The 20,146-nt window shown below is 56.9% G+C and carries 16 protein-coding genes; 5 read left to right on the forward strand and 11 right to left on the reverse strand.

Features of this window, described 5'->3' with window-relative positions:
• Positions 1-117 precede the first annotated feature (117 nt).
• The gene (suhB, locus tag ABLU86_RS16275) at positions 118-921 is read left to right on the forward strand and encodes an inositol-1-monophosphatase (RefSeq protein ID WP_015370312.1); all 804 of its coding nucleotides are present in this window, start codon (positions 118-120) and stop codon (positions 919-921) included.
• A 48-nt stretch (positions 922-969) separates the two neighbouring features.
• Here suhB and ABLU86_RS16280 read toward each other — a convergent pair whose 3' ends face one another.
• Both ABLU86_RS16280 and ABLU86_RS16285 read right to left on the reverse strand, forming a co-directional pair.
• A complete protein-coding gene (locus ABLU86_RS16280; RefSeq protein WP_045367515.1) occupies positions 970-1,950 on the reverse strand; it encodes a nickel/cobalt transporter in 981 nt (326 codons plus the stop codon).
• A complete protein-coding gene (locus tag ABLU86_RS16285; protein WP_032708890.1) occupies positions 1,941-2,579 on the reverse strand; it encodes a DUF1007 family protein in 639 nt (212 codons plus the stop codon). The genes ABLU86_RS16280 and ABLU86_RS16285 overlap by 10 nt, the downstream gene beginning before the upstream one ends.
• Positions 2,580-2,703: 124 nt before the next feature.
• Between ABLU86_RS16285 and csiE the strand changes: the two genes are divergently transcribed.
• A complete protein-coding gene (gene csiE / locus ABLU86_RS16290; protein ID WP_032706139.1) occupies positions 2,704-3,981 on the forward strand; it encodes a stationary phase inducible protein CsiE in 1,278 nt (425 codons plus the stop codon).
• Here the strand turns inward: csiE and ABLU86_RS16295 are convergent.
• Positions 3,978-5,114 (reverse strand): 3-phenylpropionate MFS transporter, encoded by a 1,137-nt coding sequence (locus ABLU86_RS16295; protein WP_015370308.1) that lies wholly within the window; start codon positions 5,112-5,114, stop codon positions 3,978-3,980. The genes csiE and ABLU86_RS16295 overlap by 4 nt on opposite strands.
• A gap of 299 nt (positions 5,115-5,413) precedes the next feature.
• On the opposite strand from ABLU86_RS16295, the gene ABLU86_RS16300 reads away from it, so the two are divergent.
• A complete protein-coding gene (locus tag ABLU86_RS16300; RefSeq protein WP_015370306.1) occupies positions 5,414-5,836 on the forward strand; it encodes a DoxX family protein in 423 nt (140 codons plus the stop codon).
• Positions 5,837-5,892: 56 nt separating this feature from the next.
• On the opposite strand, the gene glyA is transcribed toward ABLU86_RS16300, so the two are convergent.
• Positions 5,893-7,146 (reverse strand): serine hydroxymethyltransferase, encoded by a 1,254-nt coding sequence (glyA, locus tag ABLU86_RS16305; protein ID WP_015370305.1) that lies wholly within the window; start codon positions 7,144-7,146, stop codon positions 5,893-5,895.
• A gap of 324 nt (positions 7,147-7,470) precedes the next feature.
• Here glyA and hmpA point away from each other — a divergent pair, with 324 nt between their 5' ends.
• The gene (gene hmpA, locus ABLU86_RS16310; protein WP_015370304.1) at positions 7,471-8,661 is read left to right on the forward strand and encodes an NO-inducible flavohemoprotein; all 1,191 of its coding nucleotides are present in this window, start codon (positions 7,471-7,473) and stop codon (positions 8,659-8,661) included.
• A gap of 73 nt (positions 8,662-8,734) precedes the next feature.
• Here the strand turns inward: hmpA and glnB are convergent, their stop codons facing one another.
• The 5 genes from glnB to purL all read right to left on the reverse strand — a co-directional run bounded on the left by glnB (position 8,735) and on the right by purL (position 17,055).
• Positions 8,735-9,073, reverse strand: coding sequence for a nitrogen regulatory protein P-II (gene glnB / locus ABLU86_RS16315; RefSeq protein WP_002914032.1), 339 nt, complete (start codon positions 9,071-9,073; stop codon positions 8,735-8,737).
• A 65-nt stretch (positions 9,074-9,138) separates the two neighbouring features.
• Positions 9,139-10,476 carry a two-component system response regulator GlrR gene (gene glrR, locus ABLU86_RS16320; protein WP_015370303.1) on the reverse strand — a complete coding sequence of 446 codons (1,338 nt, stop codon included), beginning with the start codon at positions 10,474-10,476 and terminating at the stop codon, positions 9,139-9,141.
• Complete coding sequence (gene qseG, locus ABLU86_RS16325; protein ID WP_026612244.1) at positions 10,463-11,155, reverse strand: two-component system QseEF-associated lipoprotein QseG; 693 nt, start codon at positions 11,153-11,155, stop codon at positions 10,463-10,465. Before qseG ends, glrR begins: the two co-directional genes overlap by 14 nt.
• A gap of 17 nt (positions 11,156-11,172) precedes the next feature.
• On the reverse strand, positions 11,173-12,609 hold the full coding sequence (locus tag ABLU86_RS16330; RefSeq protein WP_015703178.1) for a HAMP domain-containing sensor histidine kinase: 1,437 nt from the start codon (positions 12,607-12,609) through the stop codon (positions 11,173-11,175).
• Between the two features lie 558 nt (positions 12,610-13,167).
• On the reverse strand, positions 13,168-17,055 hold the full coding sequence (gene purL, locus ABLU86_RS16335) for a phosphoribosylformylglycinamidine synthase (RefSeq protein ID WP_348796230.1): 3,888 nt from the start codon (positions 17,053-17,055) through the stop codon (positions 13,168-13,170).
• Between the two features lie 173 nt (positions 17,056-17,228).
• On the opposite strand from purL, the gene mltF reads away from it, so the two are divergent.
• Positions 17,229-18,848, forward strand: a complete 1,620-nt coding sequence (mltF, locus tag ABLU86_RS16340) for a membrane-bound lytic murein transglycosylase MltF (protein WP_026612242.1) — start codon at positions 17,229-17,231, stop codon at positions 18,846-18,848.
• On the opposite strand, the gene tadA is transcribed toward mltF, so the two are convergent.
• Together tadA and yfhb are read right to left on the reverse strand one after the other, a co-directional pair.
• A complete protein-coding gene (tadA, locus tag ABLU86_RS16345) occupies positions 18,845-19,348 on the reverse strand; it encodes a tRNA adenosine(34) deaminase TadA (RefSeq protein WP_015370298.1) in 504 nt (167 codons plus the stop codon). The two genes, mltF and tadA, sit on opposite strands and share 4 nt — an antisense overlap.
• Before the next feature lie 79 nt (positions 19,349-19,427).
• On the reverse strand, positions 19,428-20,063 hold the full coding sequence (gene yfhb / locus ABLU86_RS16350) for a phosphatidylglycerophosphatase C (protein WP_348796229.1): 636 nt from the start codon (positions 20,061-20,063) through the stop codon (positions 19,428-19,430).
• Positions 20,064-20,146: the final 83 nt, after the last annotated feature.

The raw sequence follows: 20,146 nt of genomic DNA on the forward strand, positions 1-20,146 counted from the left end.
GGTTCTTCGGCTAAAGATTATTCGTGCATGCTAACATAAAACGGAGACATAAGCAGAATTCGCTGTTACTATATGCGCCGTTTTTTCCCGTTCTTTAACATCCAGTGAGAGATACCGATGCATCCGATGCTGAACATTGCCGTGCGCGCAGCGCGCAAGGCGGGTAATTTAATTGCCAAGCACTACGAAACGCCAGATTCCGTAGAAACCAGCCAGAAAGGCAGCAATGACTTTGTGACTAACGTCGATAAAGCCGCAGAAGCGATTATTATCGAAACCATTCGCAAGTCTTACCCACAGCACACCATCATCACCGAAGAAAGCGGCGAGCACGCTGGTGAAGATCAGGATATTCAATGGGTTATCGATCCACTGGATGGCACCACCAACTTCGTTAAACGTCTGCCACACTTCTCTGTTTCCATCGCCGTACGCATTAAAGGCCGTACTGAAGTCGCCGTGGTTTACGATCCAATGCGTAATGAACTGTTCACCGCCACCCGCGGCCAGGGCGCGCAGCTGAACGGCTACCGTCTGCGCGGCAGCAACGCTCGCGATCTCGACGGTACTATCATCGCCACCGGTTTCCCGTTCAAAGCGAAGCAGCACGCTACCGCTTACATGAACATCCTCGGCAACATGTTCACCGAGTGCGCTGACTTCCGTCGCACTGGTTCCGCCGCGCTGGATCTGGCCTACGTTGCCGCTGGCCGCGTTGACGGTTACTTTGAAATCGCCCTCAAACCGTGGGATTTCGCCGCTGGTGAACTGATCGCTCGTGAAGCAGGCGCCATCGTTTGCGACTTTACCGGTGGTCATAACTATATGCTGACCGGCAACATCGTAGCCGGTAACCCGCGCGTCGTAAAAGCGATGCTGGCGAACATGCGCGAGCAGCTGAGCGAAGCGCTGAAGCGTTAATTTCTCACTGAATGTAAAAAGGAAGCCGCGGCTTCCTTTTTTTATACCCTAAAACGGCCGCAAGCCGCCGCCCGGCGGGATCGCGCTACTCCACATCACGACAGCCGCCGTCAATAGCGCCACGCCGCCGGCCAGCGCCAGCGTCGCCCAGCCAACCTGTTTCCACATCGCTGGTGCCTGATGGCGACTCAGGCGGATAGCCAACTGGCGGAATCCATGCACCAACAGCGCCAGCCCGCTTATGGTCAGCGACGTTCCCGCCGCCATCACCAGCGCGGCTGCCATGCCCCAGCCAAAGACGCCGATCACCTTACTGAACAGCAGCACCATAATCGCTCCCGAGCAGGGACGCATGCCCATCGACAGCACAATCGCCAGCCTGGCGCGCCAGTCGTCGCCACTCTGTAGTTGATCCGGCGCCGGAAGGTGCTGATGGCCGCAGCCGCAATGTTCATCATGGACGTGCTGCAGGGTAAAAGCGGTAAACGTTGGCCGCCGTAGCAAGACTCGCAGTTTTTTCAATGCCCGCCAGCACAGTAAAAGCCCCAATGCGCCGACCAGCAGATAACTGCCCTTCTCCAGCCAGAAGCTGCTGAGATGCAATTGACGCGCCGGGAGCTGCAGCAGCGTCAATACCACCACCACCAGCGCTATCGCCACCATTCCCTGCAACAGCGATGCCGCCAACGTCAGCGTAATACTCGATTTCAACTTTGAGGGATGGGTGGCAAGCCAGGTGGTAATCACGATTTTTCCGTGGCCGGGGCCTAAGGCATGTAGCACACCGTAGACAAAGCTGAACCCGAGCAGCGATAACCCCGCCGCTGAAGGGTTATCTGCCACCGCCTGCAGCAGTTGGCTGAGCTCAAGATTCAGTGAACGCTGCCAGACCGCGCTTTGCAACAGTACCTGCGGCCAGGCGAGCCACAACCAGATACCGCCCACGACGGTCAGCGTCAGAAACAGCGCCAGCGGCCAGAGTGATTTCCAGCGCGGCGCCCGCGCTCGCGGCGTAAAGACTACTGACATGTCAAGGTTACCTTCTGGGCGAAGTAGTTACCCAGTTCCATATCTTCCGGCGGCGCGTCCTCTTTATCGAGCGACTGCGCATAAGACAACATTTTGTCGTTGGGTTTCGGCGTCATTACCGTGGCCTTGCAGGAGGCCCGCAGCGCGGCAGGCAACGAAAAATCGCTATCCTGCTCATAAAACATATCGACGTAGTAGGTCGGATCGAAGGTGGATAAAGTAAAGGTTTGTCCGGCAACAGGTTGCGGTGTCGCCAACGGCAAGGTGAAGGTGAGTACCGCCTGCAGCCCGCTACGCGCAAGGCCGTAGCCATCCGGGCGGTTAGCAAACTTAACCCGCTGGCCGTTATGCCACAGTTCGCTGAAGTAGTGCTGGCCGAGTACGTTGGCCATGACCTCCGCCGCCAGTTTTTTCCATACTTCGCTGCCCGCCTTTGCATTGCCGGCATCATAGAGCAGATCCGCTGAAGTTATTTCGTCCATCGTCCAGCGCATCTTAAAGCCGGTCAACAGACCGTCTTTCACCACGGCTTCACTCTGCAAATTAATGAAGCTGTGCGGATGCGCAACGGCTGACAATGATAAAACCATGAAAAATGCCGCACCGACGCAGTGTTTCACTTTCTTCATCTGTTCCTCGCGTGAAAAATTCTGTGAACTTCGCCAGCAATCCTGATCTAAAGGCCGCGGCCCGCCCTGCTCACCCTGCATCCTTTGGCTATTCTTAGCTGAAACCCTAACTGGAACTTACCAGATGATGACAGTGATTGAACCACCATCTGCGCTTTCCAGTCCACAGCGCCGTAGCCAGGTGCTCCTGATGTTCTATCTTCCGGGACAATCCGTCACGCCGCAACAGCTGGTCAGGCTCAACCAGGTGGATGAGGCGACGGCCCAACAGGATATCGCGGAGACGGGGCGCGAAATTCAGCGTTATCATCGACTGACTCTCGCGTCGCAGATGGACGGCAGCTATCGGATTGAAGGCGCCGCGCTCGATCAACGCCTGTGCCTGCTGCACGCTCTCCGGCGTGGGCTACGCCTGTGCCCGCATTTCGTTCATCACCATTTTACCCCGGCGTTAAAAACGCAGCTTAAACAGCAGGGTATCGCGCGAACCTTATATGATGATACCAATCTTCAGGCGCTGGTGAATCGCTGCGCTCGCGCGCTCAATCGGCAGTTCGACTGCCGGGACGGTCAGTTCCTGCGCCTGTATCTTCAGTACTGCCTGCTACAACATCATCTGGGCCAGTCGCCGGATTTCACCCGTGAGCAGCGCAACTGGGCGCAGGCCGCGGCGGAATTTAACCTCGCCGCCGAAATCGTCCGCCACTGGCAGCGGCGGGTCAGCGCCACGCCCCACGCCGGCGAACAACTTTTCCTGACCCTGCTGTTTATGTTACTGAAAACCCCGGATCCCATTCACGACGGTCATCAACAGGACAGACGCCTGCATCTGGCGATCTCCCGCTTGATCCATCGTTTCCAGGATCTGGCGGGACGGCCATTCAGCGATGAACAAGGGTTGAGTGACCAGCTCTATATCCATCTTTCGCAGGCGTTGAACCGCAGCGTATTCGCCATCGGTATTGATAACGCTTTACCGGAGGAGATCGAACGCCTGTATCCGCGCCTGATGCGTACCACCCAGGAGGCATTACGCGATTTCGAAACGGCCTATCATATTCAATTTAATCAGGAAGAGGTCAGCTTAATCGCGGTGATTTTCGGCGCGTGGTTGATGCAAAAAGCCGACCTGCATGAAAAGCAGGTAGTGCTGCTGACGCGGGAAAATTGCGAACTGGAACAGGCGCTGGAAATGCAATTGCGGGAATTAACGCTGCTGCCGCTGAATATTAAATACTTAAGCGTGACTCAGTTTCAGCAACAAGGCGCGCCGAAGGATGTGACCTTAGTGGTCACGCCTTACACCACCGCGCTACCGCTGTTTTCGCCGCCGCTGTTTCATGCTGAAGAGAATTTTAGCGATCACCAGCGGCAGCAGATTTGCAAAATGCTTGAGGATTAGGCGCTCACCGCCTTCGGTCGCACGATCAGCGCCGGTAGCGCCACCAGCGCCATCACCCAGAAGACGCCCTGATGCAGGTGCTGGTAGAGGAAACCAGCAAACACCGTCATCACCGCGATGCTGCCGCCCATCGCCACCGCCGAGTAAACGGCCTGCAGGCGGATAACCTCACTTCCCTGCCGCGCGGCGATATAGCGCATGGCCGCCAGATGACAGACGGTAAACGTTCCGCAGTGGAGGATCTGCGCGACCAGTAGCCATGGCAGCGCGGTCGTCCAGCCCATAATCGTCCAGCGCGCCACCCCGCACACCGCCGAGAGCAGCAGCAGGTCGCGGGCGCTAAACCGACGGAACACTTTTTTACTCAAGGCGAAAATCACCACTTCGGCGACGACGCCGAGCGACCATAAATAACCGACGGCGGAGGCAGAATAACCGGCCTGCTGCCAGTATAGCGCGCTGAAGCCATAGTAGGCGGCATGCGCTCCCTGCAACAGACAGACGCAGGCTAGAAAACGCCAGCTTTGCCGCACCAGGCTAAGCCACGCCGGTAGTCCGGCCGCCTCCTGATGGCGGCTCTCCCCCTGCGGCATCACTGAAGGTTTCAGCAGCATGCCCAACAGCATCGAAGCGGTGCCCAGGCTTAACAACAACAGGATCGCCCGGTAATCAAACAGACTCACCAGCTTGCCGGTCAGCGCAGAACCGATGACAAAAGCAATCGATCCCCACAACCGCACCCGGCCGTAATCCATGGTGATCTGCTTTTGCCAGGTGTTGGCCAGCGCATCGGTTAAGGGTACCAGCGGCGAGAAAAAGAGGTTGAATCCGACGATGACCACCATCAGCCAGGCCACCTGCCCACCGACCCAGAAGGCGAGAGCAAACAGCAGCGTCAGCAACGCCAGGATACGCAAGGCGCTAATCAAACGAGAAGGATCGCTGACCCGCGGCGCAATTAGCAGGCTGCCCAGAAAACGCGCCACCAGCCCGGCGCCGAGCAGCACGCCAATGGTTTCGGGCGTCAGGCCAACGCCTGCCAGCCAGACGCTCCAGAATGGTAAAAAAATACCGTAGCTAAAAAAGTAGGTGAAGTAACTTAGCGCCAGCCAGCGCGTGGAGTGCAAGACCATGATTCCCTCCCGAATGGAAGCTCTAGTCTGGCGATAAAGCGCATACTGAGCAAACCCATGTCTCACTATCTTCATGGTCGTTAAGTACATTTCTCTTAAAATCGTGAGCATTGTCACGCGATGAGTGTGCGACATGGCGGGCAGTATGAAAAAAAATCCGATAACCGGGCATCAGAGCGCTTCCCTCGTATCGGCTTAATCGCCGCTCAACGAGGCGCAACAATATTATTTTCCCAGCGTGGCGGGGAGTAAAAATGTGTATTACGTTTAGATCACACGCCTGTGATAAAGGACTGATTATGAACACGCTACGCTATTTTGACTTTGGCTCTTCCCGCCCTGTCCTGCTGTTAATCGCACGTATTGCGATCGTGCTGCTGTTCATTATTTTTGGCTATCCGAAACTGATGGGGTTTAGCGGAACGGTACAATATATGGCTTCTTCCGGCGCGCCGATGCCGACGCTGGCGGCGATCATCGCGGTCATCATGGAGGTACCCGCCGCTATTCTGATTATTTTAGGTTTCTTCACCCGCCCGCTGGCGGTGATCTTTATCTTTTACACCCTGGGTACCGCGGTTATCGGCCATCATTACTGGGATATGACCGGCGATGCGGTATTGCCGAATATGATTAACTTCTATAAGAACGTCAGTATCGCCGGGGCCTTCCTGCTGCTGGCGATAACCGGACCAGGTTCGATTTCGCTGGACCGTCGATAACCAGCAGACACAAAAAAGGCCGCAATCGCGGCCTTTTTTATCTTAACGCGGCAAGATTACGCGTAAACCGGGAAACGGGCGCAGATATCCAGCACTTTACCTTTGACGCGCTCAATAACAGCTTCGTCGTTGATATTGTCGAGAACGTCGCACATCCAGCCAGCCAGCTCTTTCACTTCCGCTTCTTTAAAGCCGCGGCGAGTCACAGCCGGAGAACCGATACGGATACCGGAAGTCACGAACGGGCTCTTCGGATCGTTCGGTACGCTGTTTTTGTTAACGGTGATGTTGGCGCGGCCCAGGGCGGCGTCAGCTTCTTTACCGGTCAGGTTTTTATCTACCAGATCCAGCAGGAACAGGTGGTTTTCAGTACCGCCGGAAACCACTTTGTAACCGCGGTTCAGGAACACTTCCACCATCGCTTTGGCGTTTTTGGCAACCTGCTGCTGATAAACTTTGAACTCTGGCTCCATCGCTTCTTTCAGCGCCACCGCTTTCGCGGCAATTACGTGCATCAGCGGGCCGCCCTGCGCGCTTGGGAACACGGCGGAGTTCAGTTTCTTGTACAGCTCTTCGCTACCGCCTTTCGCCAGGATCAGGCCGCCGCGCGGACCCGCCAGGGTTTTGTGGGTGGTAGTAGTAACAACGTGGGCGTGCGGAACCGGGTTCGGATAAACGCCGGCGGCAATCAGGCCCGCTACGTGCGCCATATCGACGAACAGGTAAGCGCCGATGCTGTCAGCGATTTCACGCATTTTCGCCCAGTCAACGATACCGGAGTAAGCGGAGAAGCCACCGATGATCATCTTCGGTTTGTGCTCCTGGGCCTGCTTCGCCATGTCTTCGTAGTCAATTTTACCGGACTCATCGATACCGTAAGGAATGATGTTGTACAGTTTACCGGAGAAGTTAACCGGGGAACCGTGGGTCAGGTGGCCGCCTTGCGCCAGGTTCATACCCAGCACGGTATCGCCTGGTTGCAGCAGAGCGGTATAGACGGCAAAGTTAGCCTGCGAGCCGGAGTGCGGCTGCACGTTAGCGTAGTCGGCGCCGAACAGTTCTTTCGCGCGGTCGATAGCCAGTTGCTCAACGATATCCACGTACTCGCAGCCACCGTAGTAGCGCTTGCCCGGATAACCTTCGGCATATTTGTTAGTCAGCTGGGAACCCTGAGCCTGCATCACGCGCGGACTGGTGTAGTTCTCGGAGGCGATCAGTTCGATGTGCTCTTCCTGACGTACTTTTTCCTGCTCCATAGCCTGCCACAGTTCGGCATCATAATCGGCAATGTTCATTTCACGCTTTAACATCCGCATCTCCTGACTCAGCTAACGATAAAATTTTGGCCTAAAAAGGCGGTCCTGATGGACAACGGCCCACAGTATAACCGAATCATTCTGTGATAACAGGTCTTGACAAAGGATTTTACGCAAACGATTGGCTCCACAGCACACAAGGCTTTGAGCAATAACGCATCAAACATTATCAACGGATTTCTTTTCAGGTTTGTGATGCAAATTCTTCATGTTGTAACTGCTTTGCGGCAAAGTGATAAAGAACCATTTACATAGCAGGGTTATTTATATAAGATGCATTTGAAATGCATCAATAGGATAACATTTAAGGAAGCTGCTATGCTCGACGCTCAAACCATCGCCACGGTCAAAGCCACCATTCCCCTGCTTGTAGAGACCGGCCCAAAGCTAACCGCGCATTTTTATGACCGCATGTTTACTCATAACCCGGAGCTCAAAGAGATCTTCAATATGAGTAACCAGCGCAACGGCGACCAGCGCGAAGCGCTGTTCAACGCTATCGCCGCCTACGCCAGTAATATCGACAACCTGCCGGCCCTGCTGCCGGCGGTTGAAAAAATCGCCCAGAAACATACCAGCTTCCAGATTAAACCGGAGCAGTACAATATTGTCGGCAGCCATCTGCTGGCGACCCTCGACGAAATGTTTAGCCCAGGCCAGGAAGTACTCGACGCCTGGGGCAAAGCCTACGGGGTGCTGGCGAACGTCTTCATCAACCGCGAAGCGGAGATCTATCAGGATAACGCCAGTAAAAATGGCGGCTGGGAAGGTACCCGCGCGTTCCGCATTGTTAAGAAGACCCCGCGCAGCCAGCTTATTACCAGCTTTGAACTGGAGCCTGTCGACGGTCAGCCGGTCGCCGATTACCAGCCAGGACAGTATCTGGCTATCTGGTTGAAGCCGGAAGCCTTCGAATATCAGGAAATTCGTCAATACTCTCTGACCCGCAGAGCGGACGGTAAAGGCTATCGCATCGCGGTGAAACGCGAGAATGGCGGCCAGGTGTCCAACTGGCTGCATAACCACGCCAGCGAAGGCGACGTAGTCTATTTAGCCGCGCCAGCGGGCGACTTCTTCCTCAACGTGGAAGCGCAGACGCCGGTGACCCTGCTCTCCGGCGGCGTCGGCCAAACGCCAATGCTGGCGATGCTGGATACGCTGGCCAAAAGCCATCATCAGGGCCAGGTGAACTGGTTCCACGCGGCGGAAAACGGTGACGTTCACGCCTTTGCGGACGAAGTGAAGGCGCTTGGCGCGGCGCTACCGAAGTTTACCTCTCACGTCTGGTACCGCAGCCCGAGCGAGGCCGACCGTCAGGCAGGACGTTTTGATAGCGAAGGTTTGATGGATTTAGCGCCGCTGGCGGAAAATATTCGCGACCCGCAGATGCAATTCTATCTCTGCGGCCCGGTAGCGTTTATGCAGTTTGCGGCGAAGCAGCTGGTAGAATTAGGGGTCAATAAAGACAACATTCATTACGAATGTTTCGGCCCGCATAAGGTTCTGTAAGCCCAACGACGCGGGGATTTGTAGGCCGGGTAAGCGCAGCGCCACCCGGCAATACTGCAGCGAGCGGCGAGGATTAAATCGCCGCGTCGTCTTCTTCACCGGTACGGATACGAATCACCCGCGCCACGTCGAAGACAAAGATTTTACCGTCGCCGATTTTACCGGTCTGGGCGGTACGAATGATGGTATCGACGCAGGTATCGACGATATCGTCCGTCACCACGATTTCAATTTTCACCTTCGGCAGAAAATCCACCATATATTCCGCGCCGCGGTACAGCTCGGTATGCCCTTTCTGACGACCAAACCCTTTGACTTCGGTGACCGTCATGCCGGTGATACCGACTTCCGCCAGCGCTTCACGCACGTCATCCAATTTGAACGGTTTAATAATCGCATCAATCTTTTTCATGGTTTTCCTGTCTTTGTCGCGTAACCGGTTGCTTACCGTATCATAGCTTGCGCTATGCCGCGGGGCTACTCTTTAAAGTCGTTGGCGTCGAGCTCGTGGCGCGACAGCAGTTTGTAAAACTCGGTGCGGTTGCGCCCGGCCATCCGCGCGGCATGCGTCACGTTACCTTTGGTTATCTGCAAAAGCTTACGCAGGTAGTTGAGCTCAAACTGATTACGCGCCTCGACGAAGGTCGGTAGCGCGGTATTCTCCCCCTCCAGCGCCTGCTCCACCAGCGCATCGCTGATCACCGGCGATGAGGTCAGCGCCACACATTGTTCAATCACGTTAACCAACTGACGCACGTTGCCCGGCCATTTGGCGGCCATTAGCCGCTTCATCGCATCGGTGGAGAAGGCGCGCACGAAAGGTTTGTGACGGTCGGCGGACTGGCGCAATAGATGATTGGCCAGTAGCGGGATATCCTCCGCGCGCTCGGAAAGCGGCGGGATCTTCAGGTTAACGACATTGAGCCGATAGAACAGATCTTCGCGGAATTCGCCGCGCGCCATCGCCTTCGGTAGATCGCGGTGGGTCGCCGAAATAATGCGCACGTCGATGTCGATATCGCGGTTGCTGCCCAGCGGGCGCACCTTACGCTCCTGCAGGACGCGCAGCAGCTTTACCTGCAGCGCGACGGGCATATCGCCGATTTCATCAAGAAACAGCGTACCGCCCTCGGCGGCCTGAAAAAGCCCTTCGCGGTTGCTGACCGCGCCGGTAAAGGCGCCGCGCGCGTGGCCGAACAGTTCGGACTCCAGTAATTGTTCCGGCAACGCGCCGCAGTTAATCGCGATAAACGGTTTTTCGTGGCGCGGACTGGCGTTGTGGATCGCCTGGGCGACAATCTCTTTCCCGGTACCGCTCTGGCCGATAATCAACACGCTAACGTCAGACTGCGCCACCATACCGGCCTGCTCGAGCAGCCGCAGCATCTGTGGACTACGTGTGACAATCGCCTGTCGCCAGCGCTCGTCGGTGGCCGGCGAGCTCTGCTCGAGAGCATCGTCAATCGCTTTATATAGCGCGTCTTTATCGACCGGTTTAGTCAGAAAACTAAACACCCCTTTCTGGGTAGCGGCAACGGCGTCAGGAATAGAGCCGTGGGCGGTCAGGATGATGACCGGCATGCCGGGTTGCGCCTTCTGGATTTCAGCAAACAGCTGCAGGCCGTCCATTTCATCCATGCGTAAATCGCTCACCACCAGGTCCACCCGCTCGCGCGTCAGCACGCGTAGCGCCTCGGGCCCGCTTTCCGCCGTGACCACGCTATAACCCTCACTGACCAGTCGCATCCCCAGCAGCTTTAACAGCCCCGGATCGTCGTCCACCAGCAACAGGTGGGCGGGTTTACGGATCGTCATGGATCACCTCCGGTACCTTGTCGCTACCGCTATTAAAATTGCCGCCGGGCTTACGGCTGGAGAGCTGGCGCTCAATATCGGTAAGGTTTTCCAGCTTGCGGGTGGTCAGCTCCAGTTGGCTACGCAACTGCTGCTCCTGCTGACGCAAGGTTTCCAGTTCAGCATCGCTCGATTGCTGGAGTTTGCCGTAGCGGGAGCGCTCCTCAAATAACTGCAATTGCCGGGCCTGGCCGTCGCGCCACAGCCGGTACAGCGGGCGAACCTGCGCGGCGATTTGCGGGCTAAAGCTGTCGATGCGGGCAACCATTTCGCGACGCTCATCGGGGGTGATTTTGGCGTCGGCCAGCAGAATGCCGCGTTTCAACGCATCCTGCCAGTTATCATCGTTATGCAATTTGGCTTCGGCGCGGGCTTGTACCGGCGCCAGGCGATCCGCGCAGTCAATACCACGCAGCCAATACAGCGGGTTCTTATCACTGGCATCGTTTTCCAGAGACCAGATATTGGCGCAATCTACGGAGAGAAAATCCGCCACCTGATGTTCCGGTAGCTCGGGCGGCGCATTGCCGTCTGCGGCGCGCGGCGACATAGCGGCAGAACAACCCGCCAGCGTCAGGCAGCATAGGCCCGACAGCAGCCATCCCCGTAAAGGACGGCGCAATGCGAAAAAGAGGGACATATTCACCCAATGTTGATTCATGTGTTGGTTTTTCCCGGCTCAGCGGCGGGGAGCGAGATGCGAAAACAGATGAACCCGGGATTATCATCGACCAGGCTCAGCTCTCCCTGCATTTGCCGTACGCAGTCGCGGGCGATACTCAACCCCAGACCGCTGCCTTTTACTGCCCCTTTACGCAGGTGGCTTCCCTGATAAAAAGGCTCGAAAATCATATTTCTTTCGGCGACGGGGATCGGCTCGCCGCTATTGGCGACATCGATACGAACCTGCTCGCCGTGGCGGTAACTATGAATCCGAATGTTACCGGATTCAGCGCCATAGTGCACCGCATTGGAGTACAGATTATCAAGCACGCTGGTCAGCAACGTCGGCTCCGCCAGGCAGAAGCGTTCACCCAGCGCCAGCTCGGTAGACATCATCTTGGCTCTTGCCGGTAAACTATGCGCGGAAACGACGGTCTGCGCCAGTTCGGCAATATCCACTTTCTGCCGCTCGACCGGGCCATCGGCCAGTTTGCGGTTATAGTCGAGCAGCTGTTCGATCAGCTTTTGCAGATTGCGGCTGCTGTTATCAAGGATCTCAACGATTTCTTGCTGTTCCGTCGTCAGCGGCCCCGCTACCCGGTCCGCCAGCAGTTCCGTACCTTCACGCATGCTGGCGAGCGGTGTTTTCAGTTCATGTGACAGATGACGAAGAAACTGGTGGCGTTGGGACTCCAGCCACGCCAGACGTTCACTCAACCAGATAATCCGTTTACCGACCGATCGCAGTTCGCGCGGGCCGGTGAACAGTGCCGCATCATCCAGCGACTTTCCCTCTCCCAGGCGGTTAATCATCTTCTCGATGCCCTTCACCGGGCCGATGATCATGCGGGTAAACAGCAAAACCAGCGTCAGGCTCAGCAGAAACAGAACCAGCGCCTGCCAGCCGAAGAACTGCCCGCGCTCGGCGATCTCCTGCTGTAGCTGCTGGCCGCGGGAGAAGATTACCGTGCGGGTCGCTTGCACCATTTCACTGTTAGCATCGGCAAAGGCTTCGAGACTCGCCGCGGCTTTGACGTCCGGCGCGCTATTATGGCAACGCAATTGGGCCAGGTCGGCGAGGTTCTGCCGCAGGGTCTGCCAAATGTGAGCATCCGGCAACACGCCGGAGAGCGCCTCAAGCATTTCGCTATAACGCTTACGTTGATTTTGATAGACCCGCTCAAGGGTAGGATCGTCCAGCACGCAATACTGGAGATAGCTACGCTCCATTTCCAGCGAGGCGTTGACCATCGCTTCGCTACGCCGCGCATCCGTCAAGGTGGTGCGGTTAATATGCGCGGCCTGGGCGCTTAGCGCGTTCAGGCTTTGCCAGGCCTGCCATGCCAGCACCAGCAGCGGCAGCATGATCAGCACAAAGGACAGCGTCACCAGTTGGCGCAAGGAACGGGGGAAAAGAGAGAATCGCTTCAAAGATATAGCCTCAACCATTAGCTCCTGAAGATGCTAACTGAGGATGGCGGAAACATCCACGGCAGAAACAATAAAGGCAGGCTCTAAAGCCTGCCTTTATTAAGGAATGAGGCGGTGCCTTACTCGACGTTTCGCCCGATGACTGATAAAGCAGAGCTGTTATCAGGAGTTGGACGGCAGGCACCTGTTTGTGCGTCATTCGAAGTTTATGTAGCGCTTCCCGAAGGGGCTGACATAAGAAGGTGAATGAGCCACTGCTGATTATTATGCACGAACTATGCCACCTTTCAAAACAAATTATTAACAGTATGATATATAACGAATTACATGCAATAACCCACTAAAATTCATTTGTCTATTCTTTGACCATAGTGTCGCCAATTGGCAACAACAAATCAGTCCTCAATTACACATATTTAAAATCAATAGCTTAAGTGTCGTCATTCAGAGACACCCTTAAACCGCGTCTGTCGGCAATTCCCGACACTCTGATACGGCCTCGATCACAAATAAAAAAGCCCCCTGGATTAACAGGGGGCCCGTTTTCATCAACTTAGATTAACCCAGTTGCTTACGCGCGTTGCGGAAGATACGCATCCATGGGCTGTCTTCACCCCAGTTTTCCGGGTGCCAGGAGTTGCTGACGGTACGGAAGACGCGTTCCGGGTGCGGCATCATGATCGTCGCGCGACCGTTTTCGCTGGTTACCGCGGTAATGCCGTTCACCGAGCCGTTCGGGTTCGCCGGATAGGTTTGCGTCACTTTGCCGAAGTTATCGACGAAACGTAGCGCCACCAGGCCTTTGCTTTCAAGCGCGGCCAGGTGCGCGCTGTCCCGCACCTCCACCTGCCCTTCGCCGTGAGAAACGGCAATCGGCATCATCGAACCGGCCATGCCCTGCAGCAGCAGCGATGGGCTCTGGGTGACTTCAACCAGGCTGAAACGCGCTTCAAAGCGGTCAGAGTGGTTGCGTACGAAGCGCGGCCACAGGTCGCTTCCAGGGATCAGCTCACGCAGGTTGGACATCATCTGACAACCGTTACACACGCCCAGCGCCAGCGTCTGCGGGCGATGGAAGAAAGTGGCGAACTCATCGCGTACGCGTTCGTTGAACAGAATCGATTTCGCCCAACCTTCGCCTGCCCCCAGTACGTCACCGTAGGAGAAACCGCCGCAGGCCACCAGCGCATGGAAGTCGCCAAGACCAGTACGACCCGCCAGCAGATCGCTCATATGCACGTCGATGGCATCGAAGCCGGCGCGATGGAAAGCGGCCGCCATTTCAACGTGGGAGTTAACCCCCTGCTCGCGCAGCACGGCCACTTTCGGGCGCGCGCCGGTCGCAATATACGGCGCGGCAACATCTTCATTGATATCAAACGACAGCTTAACGTTAAGGCCCGGGTCGCTATCGTTAGACTTCGCCTGGTGCTCCTGATCGGCGCATTCCGGGTTATCGCGCAGGCGCTGCATCTGCCAGGTGGTCTCCGCCCACCACATACGCAGCGTGGTGCGGCTTTCGCTGAACAGCGGCTGACCGTCGGCGGTGATAACAAAACGATCGCCTGCCGTCGCCTGGCCTAAGTAGTGCACGCAATCTGCCAGACCATTCATCGCCAGCAGCGCTTCCACCGCTTCGCGGTCGGCGGCGCGAACCTGAATCACCGCGCCCAATTCTTCGTTGAACAGCGCCGCCAGACGGTCGTCGCCCAGCGCGGCGATATCGGCTGTTACGCCGCAGTGACCGGCAAAAGCCATTTCCGCCAGCGTCACTAACAAGCCGCCATCGGAGCGGTCGTGATAAGCCAGCAGCTTACGCTGCGCCACCAGCGCCTGCATCGCGTCCCAGAAGCCTTTCAGCTGCGCGACATCACGCACGTCGGCCGGCTGGTCGCCTAGCTGACGATAGACCTGCACCAGCGCGGTGGCGCCCAGCGCGTTACGCCCTTTGCCGAGATCGATCAGCAGCAGGGCGTTATCTTCCGTAGAGAGTTGCGGGGTCACGGTGCCGCGCACGTCTTCAACGCGGGCAAACGCGGAGATCACCAGCGACAGCGGCGAGGTCATTTCGCGCTGCTCGCTTCCTTCCTGCCAGCGGGTTTTCATCGACATTGAGTCTTTACCCACCGGGATAGTCAGGCCCAGCGCTGGACACAGTTCTTCACCGACTGCTTTTACCGCCTCATACAGGCCGGCGTCTTCACCCGGGTGACCGGCTGCCGCCATCCAGTTTGCCGACAGTTTGACGCGGTTGAGTTCGCCAATCTGCGTAGCGGCGATGTTTGTCAACGCTTCGCCGACCGCCAGGCGGGCAGAGGCGGCAAAGTCGAGCAGCGCAACCGGCGCGCGTTCACCCATCGCCATCGCTTCGCCGTAGTAGCTATCGAGGCTGGCGGTGGTCACCGCGCAGTTGGCGACCGGGATCTGCCACGGCCCCACCATCTGGTCACGCGCCACCATACCGGTCACGGTGCGATCGCCGATGGTCACAAGGAAGGTTTTCTCAGCCACCGTCGGCAGATGCAGCACGCGGTTAACCGCATCGGCAATCGTCATTGGTTGACGATCCAGCTCGCTGCCCTGCGCTTTCAGCGTTTGCACGTCACGCGTCATTTTCGGCGTTTTTCCGAGCAGGACGTCCAGCGGCAGGTCGATCGGCTGATCGTTAAAGTGGCTGTCGCTCAGGCTAAGATGTTGCTCCGCCGTTGCTTCGCCGATCACCGCATAAGGCGCGCGCTCGCGGCGGCACAGCTCTTCAAACAGCGGCAGCTGTTCCGGCGCGACCGCCAGAACGTAACGCTCCTGGGATTCGTTACACCAGATCTCCAGCGGGCTCATGCCCGGCTCATCGCTGAGGATATCGCGCAACTGGAATTTTCCGCCGCGGCCGCCATCGCTCACCAGCTCCGGCATGGCGTTAGAGAGACCGCCCGCGCCAACGTCGTGGATAAACAGAATCGGATTCGCATCGCCCAGCTGCCAGCAGCGGTCGATCACTTCCTGACAGCGTCGCTCCATTTCCGGGTTGTCGCGCTGTACAGAGGCGAAATCCAGATCGGCATCAGACTGGCCGGAAGCCATGGATGACGCCGCGCCGCCGCCGAGACCAATGTTCATCGCCGGGCCGCCCAGCACGATAAGCTTGGCGCCAACGGTGATTTCGCCCTTCTGGACGTGCTCGCCGCGGATGTTGCCAATACCGCCCGCCAGCATGATCGGTTTGTGATAGCCGCGCAGCTCTTCGCCATTGTGGCTGGTCACTTTCTCTTCATAGGTACGGAAGTAGCCATTCAGCGCCGGACGACCAAATTCGTTGTTAAACGCCGCGCCGCCCAGCGGGCCTTCGGTCATGATATCCAGCGCGGTCACGATACGCTCAGGTTTACCGAAATCCTCTTCCCACGGCTGTTCAAAACCCGGGATACGCAGGTTAGACACCGAGAAGCCGACCAGACCCGCTTTCGGCTTCGCGCCGCGCCCCGTGGCGCCTTCGTCGCGGATCTCGCCGCCGGAGCCGGTTGCGGCGCCCGGCCACGGCGAAATCGCCGTCGGGTGGTTGTGAGTTTCAACTTTCATCAGAATGTGCGCCGGCTCCTGATGGAAGTCATAGCGCCCGGTCTGGTAGTCGGCGAAATAGCGTCCGACTTCGGAACCTTCCATTACCGCGGCGTTGTCTTTATAGGCAGACAGCACATATTCCGGGTTTTTCTCGAAGGTATTTTTAATCATTTTAAACAGCGACTTCGGCTGTTGTTGGCCGTCGATAATCCAGTCGGCGTTAAAAATTTTGTGGCGGCAATGTTCCGAGTTGGCCTGCGCGAACATATACAGTTCAATGTCGTTCGGATTGCGGCCAAGCTTAACGAATGCGTCCTGCAGGTAGTCGATTTCGTCATCGGCCAGCGCCAGCCCCAGACGGAGGTTGGCGTCAATCAGCGCCTGACGTCCCTGGCCCAACAGGTCCACGCTGGCCACCGGTGTCGGCTGATGGTGAGCAAACAGCTTCTCTCCCTCTTCCAGCTCAGTGAAAACGCTCTCCATCATGCGATCGTGCAGCTCCGCCGCAACGGCGTCCCACTGCGCATCGCTCAGACCCTGTGCTTCAACGTAGTACGCCACGCCGCGTTCCAGCCGCACGACCTGCGATAAACCGCAGTTATGGGCGATGTCGGTAGCTTTGGAGGACCAGGGGGAGATAGTGCCGGGGCGAGGGGTGACGAGCAGTAATTTACCGGTTGGCGTATGGCTGCTGAGGCTTGGGCCATATTTAAGCAGTCTGACCAGTCTTTCGCGCTCCTCATCGCTTAGCGGGGCGCTCAGGTCGGCAAAGTGAACATACTCCGCGTATAAGGTGCTAACCGGCAGGTTGGCCGCCTGAAAACGTGCCAGCAGTTTGTTGATACGGAATGCCGACAGTGCAGGTGAACCACGCAAAATATCCATCATAAGTCTCTCGTCTTCGAAGCTTTCAAGGTGAGCCAGGGGGAAACGGGCGCCATTATAGAGAATCCTGAGCCCCGACGAAACCGTTTGCGTAGAAATAAAATGATTCATCAGTTTTATCAATAAATGTGACATGAATCGCGAATATGTTGCCAACTGGCGCATTCTTAAGCAAAATGCCGCTCAACTTACGGCAACCTTTTACTTTTTCCGGATATACCCAGCTGAGGAACTCCACGCTGCAGAAAATTAACTATTTGAAAAAATTAAAGATTAATTATCTGCTGATCGGCGTCGTCACCCTTTTGTTGGCGGCGGCGCTGTGGCCGTCTTTACCGTGGATGGGAAAACCGGAGAACCGCGTTGCCGGGATCATTGCTCGCGGCGAACTGCGCGTGAGTACAATTAACTCACCGCTGACCTACGCTGCCATCAACAACAAAGACTACGGTCTCGATTACGAACTGGCGAAACGCTTCGCCGATTACCTTGGGGTGAAGCTGAAAGTCACCGTGCGGCAGAATATTAGCCAGCTATTTGACGATCTCGATGCCGGTAAAACCGATATGCTGGCCGCCGGGCTGGTCTATAACACCGAGCGGGTAAAGAACTATCAGGCGGGCCCCACCTATTATTCCGTTTCGCAGCAGCTGGTCTATCGCGTTGGCGGTAATCGTCCGCGTACGCTGGCCGGGATCAATGCCGAACAGCTCGCCATCGCCCCAGGCCACGTCGCCCTCAACGACTTGCAGGCGCTGAAGGAGAGCAAATACCCGGACCTCAACTGGCGCGTTGATGAAAAGCGCGGCACCACCGCCCTGATGCAGGCGGTCATCGACGGCACGCTGGAATATACCGTCGCCGATTCCGTCGCCGTCAGCCTGTTCCAGCGCGTACATCCGGAGCTGGCGGTGGCTCTCGACATCAGCGATGAACAGCCGGTCACCTGGTTTAGCGAAAAAAGCGAAGACAATTCACTATCGGCAGCCATGCTCGATTTCTTTAATAGTATGAATGAAGACGGCACCCTCGCCCGCCTGGAAGAGAAGTATCTCGGCCACGGCAACGACTTCGACTATGTTGATACCCGCACCTTCCTGCGCGCGGTACAGAATACGCTGCCGGATCTGAAGCCGCTGTTTGAGAAATACGCCCGACAGATCGACTGGCGACTGCTGGCGGCGATTGCCTGGCAGGAGTCGCACTGGGATCCGCAGGCCACCTCGCCGACCGGCGTGCGCGGTATGATGATGCTAACCCGTAACACTGCCCAAAGTTTAGGTCTGACAGATCGTACCGATGCCGAACAGAGCCTCGACGGCGGCATGCGCTATCTGCAGGATATGATGGCCAAAGTGCCGGAGGCGATCCCGAAAGAGGAGCGGATCTGGTTTGCGCTGGCGGCCTATAATATGGGCTACGCGCATATGCTTGACGCAATGGCGCTGACTAAAAAACAAAAAGGCAACCCGAACAGCTGGTCCGACGTTAAGCAGCGTCTGCCATTGCTGAGCCAGAAGCCCTACTACAGCCGCTTAAAATATGGCTACGCCCGCGGCCATGAGGCTTACGCCTACGTGGAAAATATTCGTAAGTACCATATCAGCCTGGTTGGATATTTGTCTGAACAGGAAAGGAAAGCGGCGCAAGAAATGGCGATTGCCGAAGCTTATCCAGCCGTCGCGCCGGAAGAACTCGATAGCGAGCATAAAGAGTATGCGATGCCCTTCTTTAAATTCCGCGGCGAAAAGCTCGTCGACAACGTTAAGCTGAAGTTGCCGACAATGGGACGTTAGCCCTCTTCCTGACGCGCTTTCTTCAATGCCTTTTTCTCTTCCCGCCGCCAGCGGAAGAAGTCGCTCAGCATCGCGGAGCAAGATTCAGCCAGAATTCCCTCGGTAATTTCAACCCGGTGGTTCATCCCCGGATGATGCAGCACATCGATTAACGACCCGGCCGCGCCGGTTTTAGCATCGCGGGCACCGAACACCAGCCGCGAGATGCGGCTATGCACCATCGCCCCGGCGCACATCACACATGGCTCCAGCGTGACGTACAGCGTAGCATCAATTAAACGATAGTTCTGCAGGACCAGCCCTCCCTGACGCAGCGCCATAATTTCGGCATGGGCGGTGGGATCGTGACGACCAATTGGCCGGTTCCAGCCCTCGCCGATGACCTGATTGTTATGCACCAGCACGGCGCCCACCGGCACCTCGCCCTCTTCCCAGGCGCGTTTCGCCAACGTCAGCGCATGGCGCATCCAGTATTCATCATTAAATTCGTGGTCAGACACAGCGGCACTCCTGCAGAAAAAGCGGGGCGCATTATACATGGGCGCTATATATCGCCCAAATAATTCGCCTGCAGCGGAATTATTCGAGCTGCTGGAGATCGCCCTGCGGCGTCACTCGCCAGCGATGCTGGCAAAAACAGAGTAGCGGGTTATCCTGCTCGCTATCGCTATAGCCGCTATATAAGCGTAGCGGCGCGCCGATCCGCTGTTCCAGCTGCGCTACTTTCTCATGGCCCAGGCAACGCAGCGTCAGCACCCAGCCGCCGCGACGGCGGCTCATGCGGCTGGCGATAAGCTTTACGCGCGGCAGCCAAAGCGTATCGGCATAGACCAGTTCCACCAGCGACTGCGGTGAGCCGGTAATCAGCCAGACGTCGGCATCGGTACTGGTTAAATAGTCGTTTAGCCGGCCCTGTACCACCGGAAAGGCGGTCACGTGCTGGCGAAACCAGCTAACGAACTCCGCCTCCAGACGCTTAAGATGGCTTTCACGCCGGCCGCAGGTGGCGGCCCACAGCAGCAGGCTCATCGGCCAGCGCGCCGCGCGTCCGTTAACCAACAGGCCCAGCAGTACTATTGGCGACAAGGCCGCCACTGACAGTACGTTGAGCGGTTGACGACGTAAGAGGTAACGAATAAAGCTGCCGAACATATCCTGCTGGTGCAATGTGCCATCAAGATCGAAAAACACGACTCGTCGCGCGTTACTGTTCAAACCGAACTCCTTTCTGGTACGGATTTTCCTGGCGATGCCGATAGCTTAACAGGCTTGCCGCGACGAGCGCGAAATTGTCTGCC

Source organism: Klebsiella sp. JN_Kp121, from assembly GCF_040062145.1.
Classification (GTDB): domain Bacteria; phylum Pseudomonadota; class Gammaproteobacteria; order Enterobacterales; family Enterobacteriaceae; genus Klebsiella; species Klebsiella aerogenes.

Coding starts and splice junctions, on each gene's coding strand:
- glnB (WP_002914032.1), bottom strand. CDS start 9,073: ATGAAAAAGATTGATGCGATTATTAAACCGTTCAAATTGGATGACGTG.
- purL (WP_348796230.1), bottom strand. CDS start 17,055: ATGATGGATATTTTGCGTGGTTCACCTGCACTGTCGGCATTCCGTATC.
- suhB (WP_015370312.1), top strand. CDS start 118: ATGCATCCGATGCTGAACATTGCCGTGCGCGCAGCGCGCAAGGCGGGT.
- mltF (WP_026612242.1), top strand. CDS start 17,229: ATGCCGCTCAACTTACGGCAACCTTTTACTTTTTCCGGATATACCCAG.
- ABLU86_RS16300 (WP_015370306.1), top strand. CDS start 5,414: ATGAACACGCTACGCTATTTTGACTTTGGCTCTTCCCGCCCTGTCCTG.
- hmpA (WP_015370304.1), top strand. CDS start 7,471: ATGCTCGACGCTCAAACCATCGCCACGGTCAAAGCCACCATTCCCCTG.
- glyA (WP_015370305.1), bottom strand. CDS start 7,146: ATGTTAAAGCGTGAAATGAACATTGCCGATTATGATGCCGAACTGTGG.
- csiE (WP_032706139.1), top strand. CDS start 2,704: ATGATGACAGTGATTGAACCACCATCTGCGCTTTCCAGTCCACAGCGC.
- qseG (WP_026612244.1), bottom strand. CDS start 11,155: ATGTCCCTCTTTTTCGCATTGCGCCGTCCTTTACGGGGATGGCTGCTG.
- ABLU86_RS16285 (WP_032708890.1), bottom strand. CDS start 2,579: ATGAAGAAAGTGAAACACTGCGTCGGTGCGGCATTTTTCATGGTTTTA.
- glrR (WP_015370303.1), bottom strand. CDS start 10,476: ATGACGATCCGTAAACCCGCCCACCTGTTGCTGGTGGACGACGATCCG.
- ABLU86_RS16295 (WP_015370308.1), bottom strand. CDS start 5,114: ATGGTCTTGCACTCCACGCGCTGGCTGGCGCTAAGTTACTTCACCTAC.
- ABLU86_RS16280 (WP_045367515.1), bottom strand. CDS start 1,950: ATGTCAGTAGTCTTTACGCCGCGAGCGCGGGCGCCGCGCTGGAAATCA.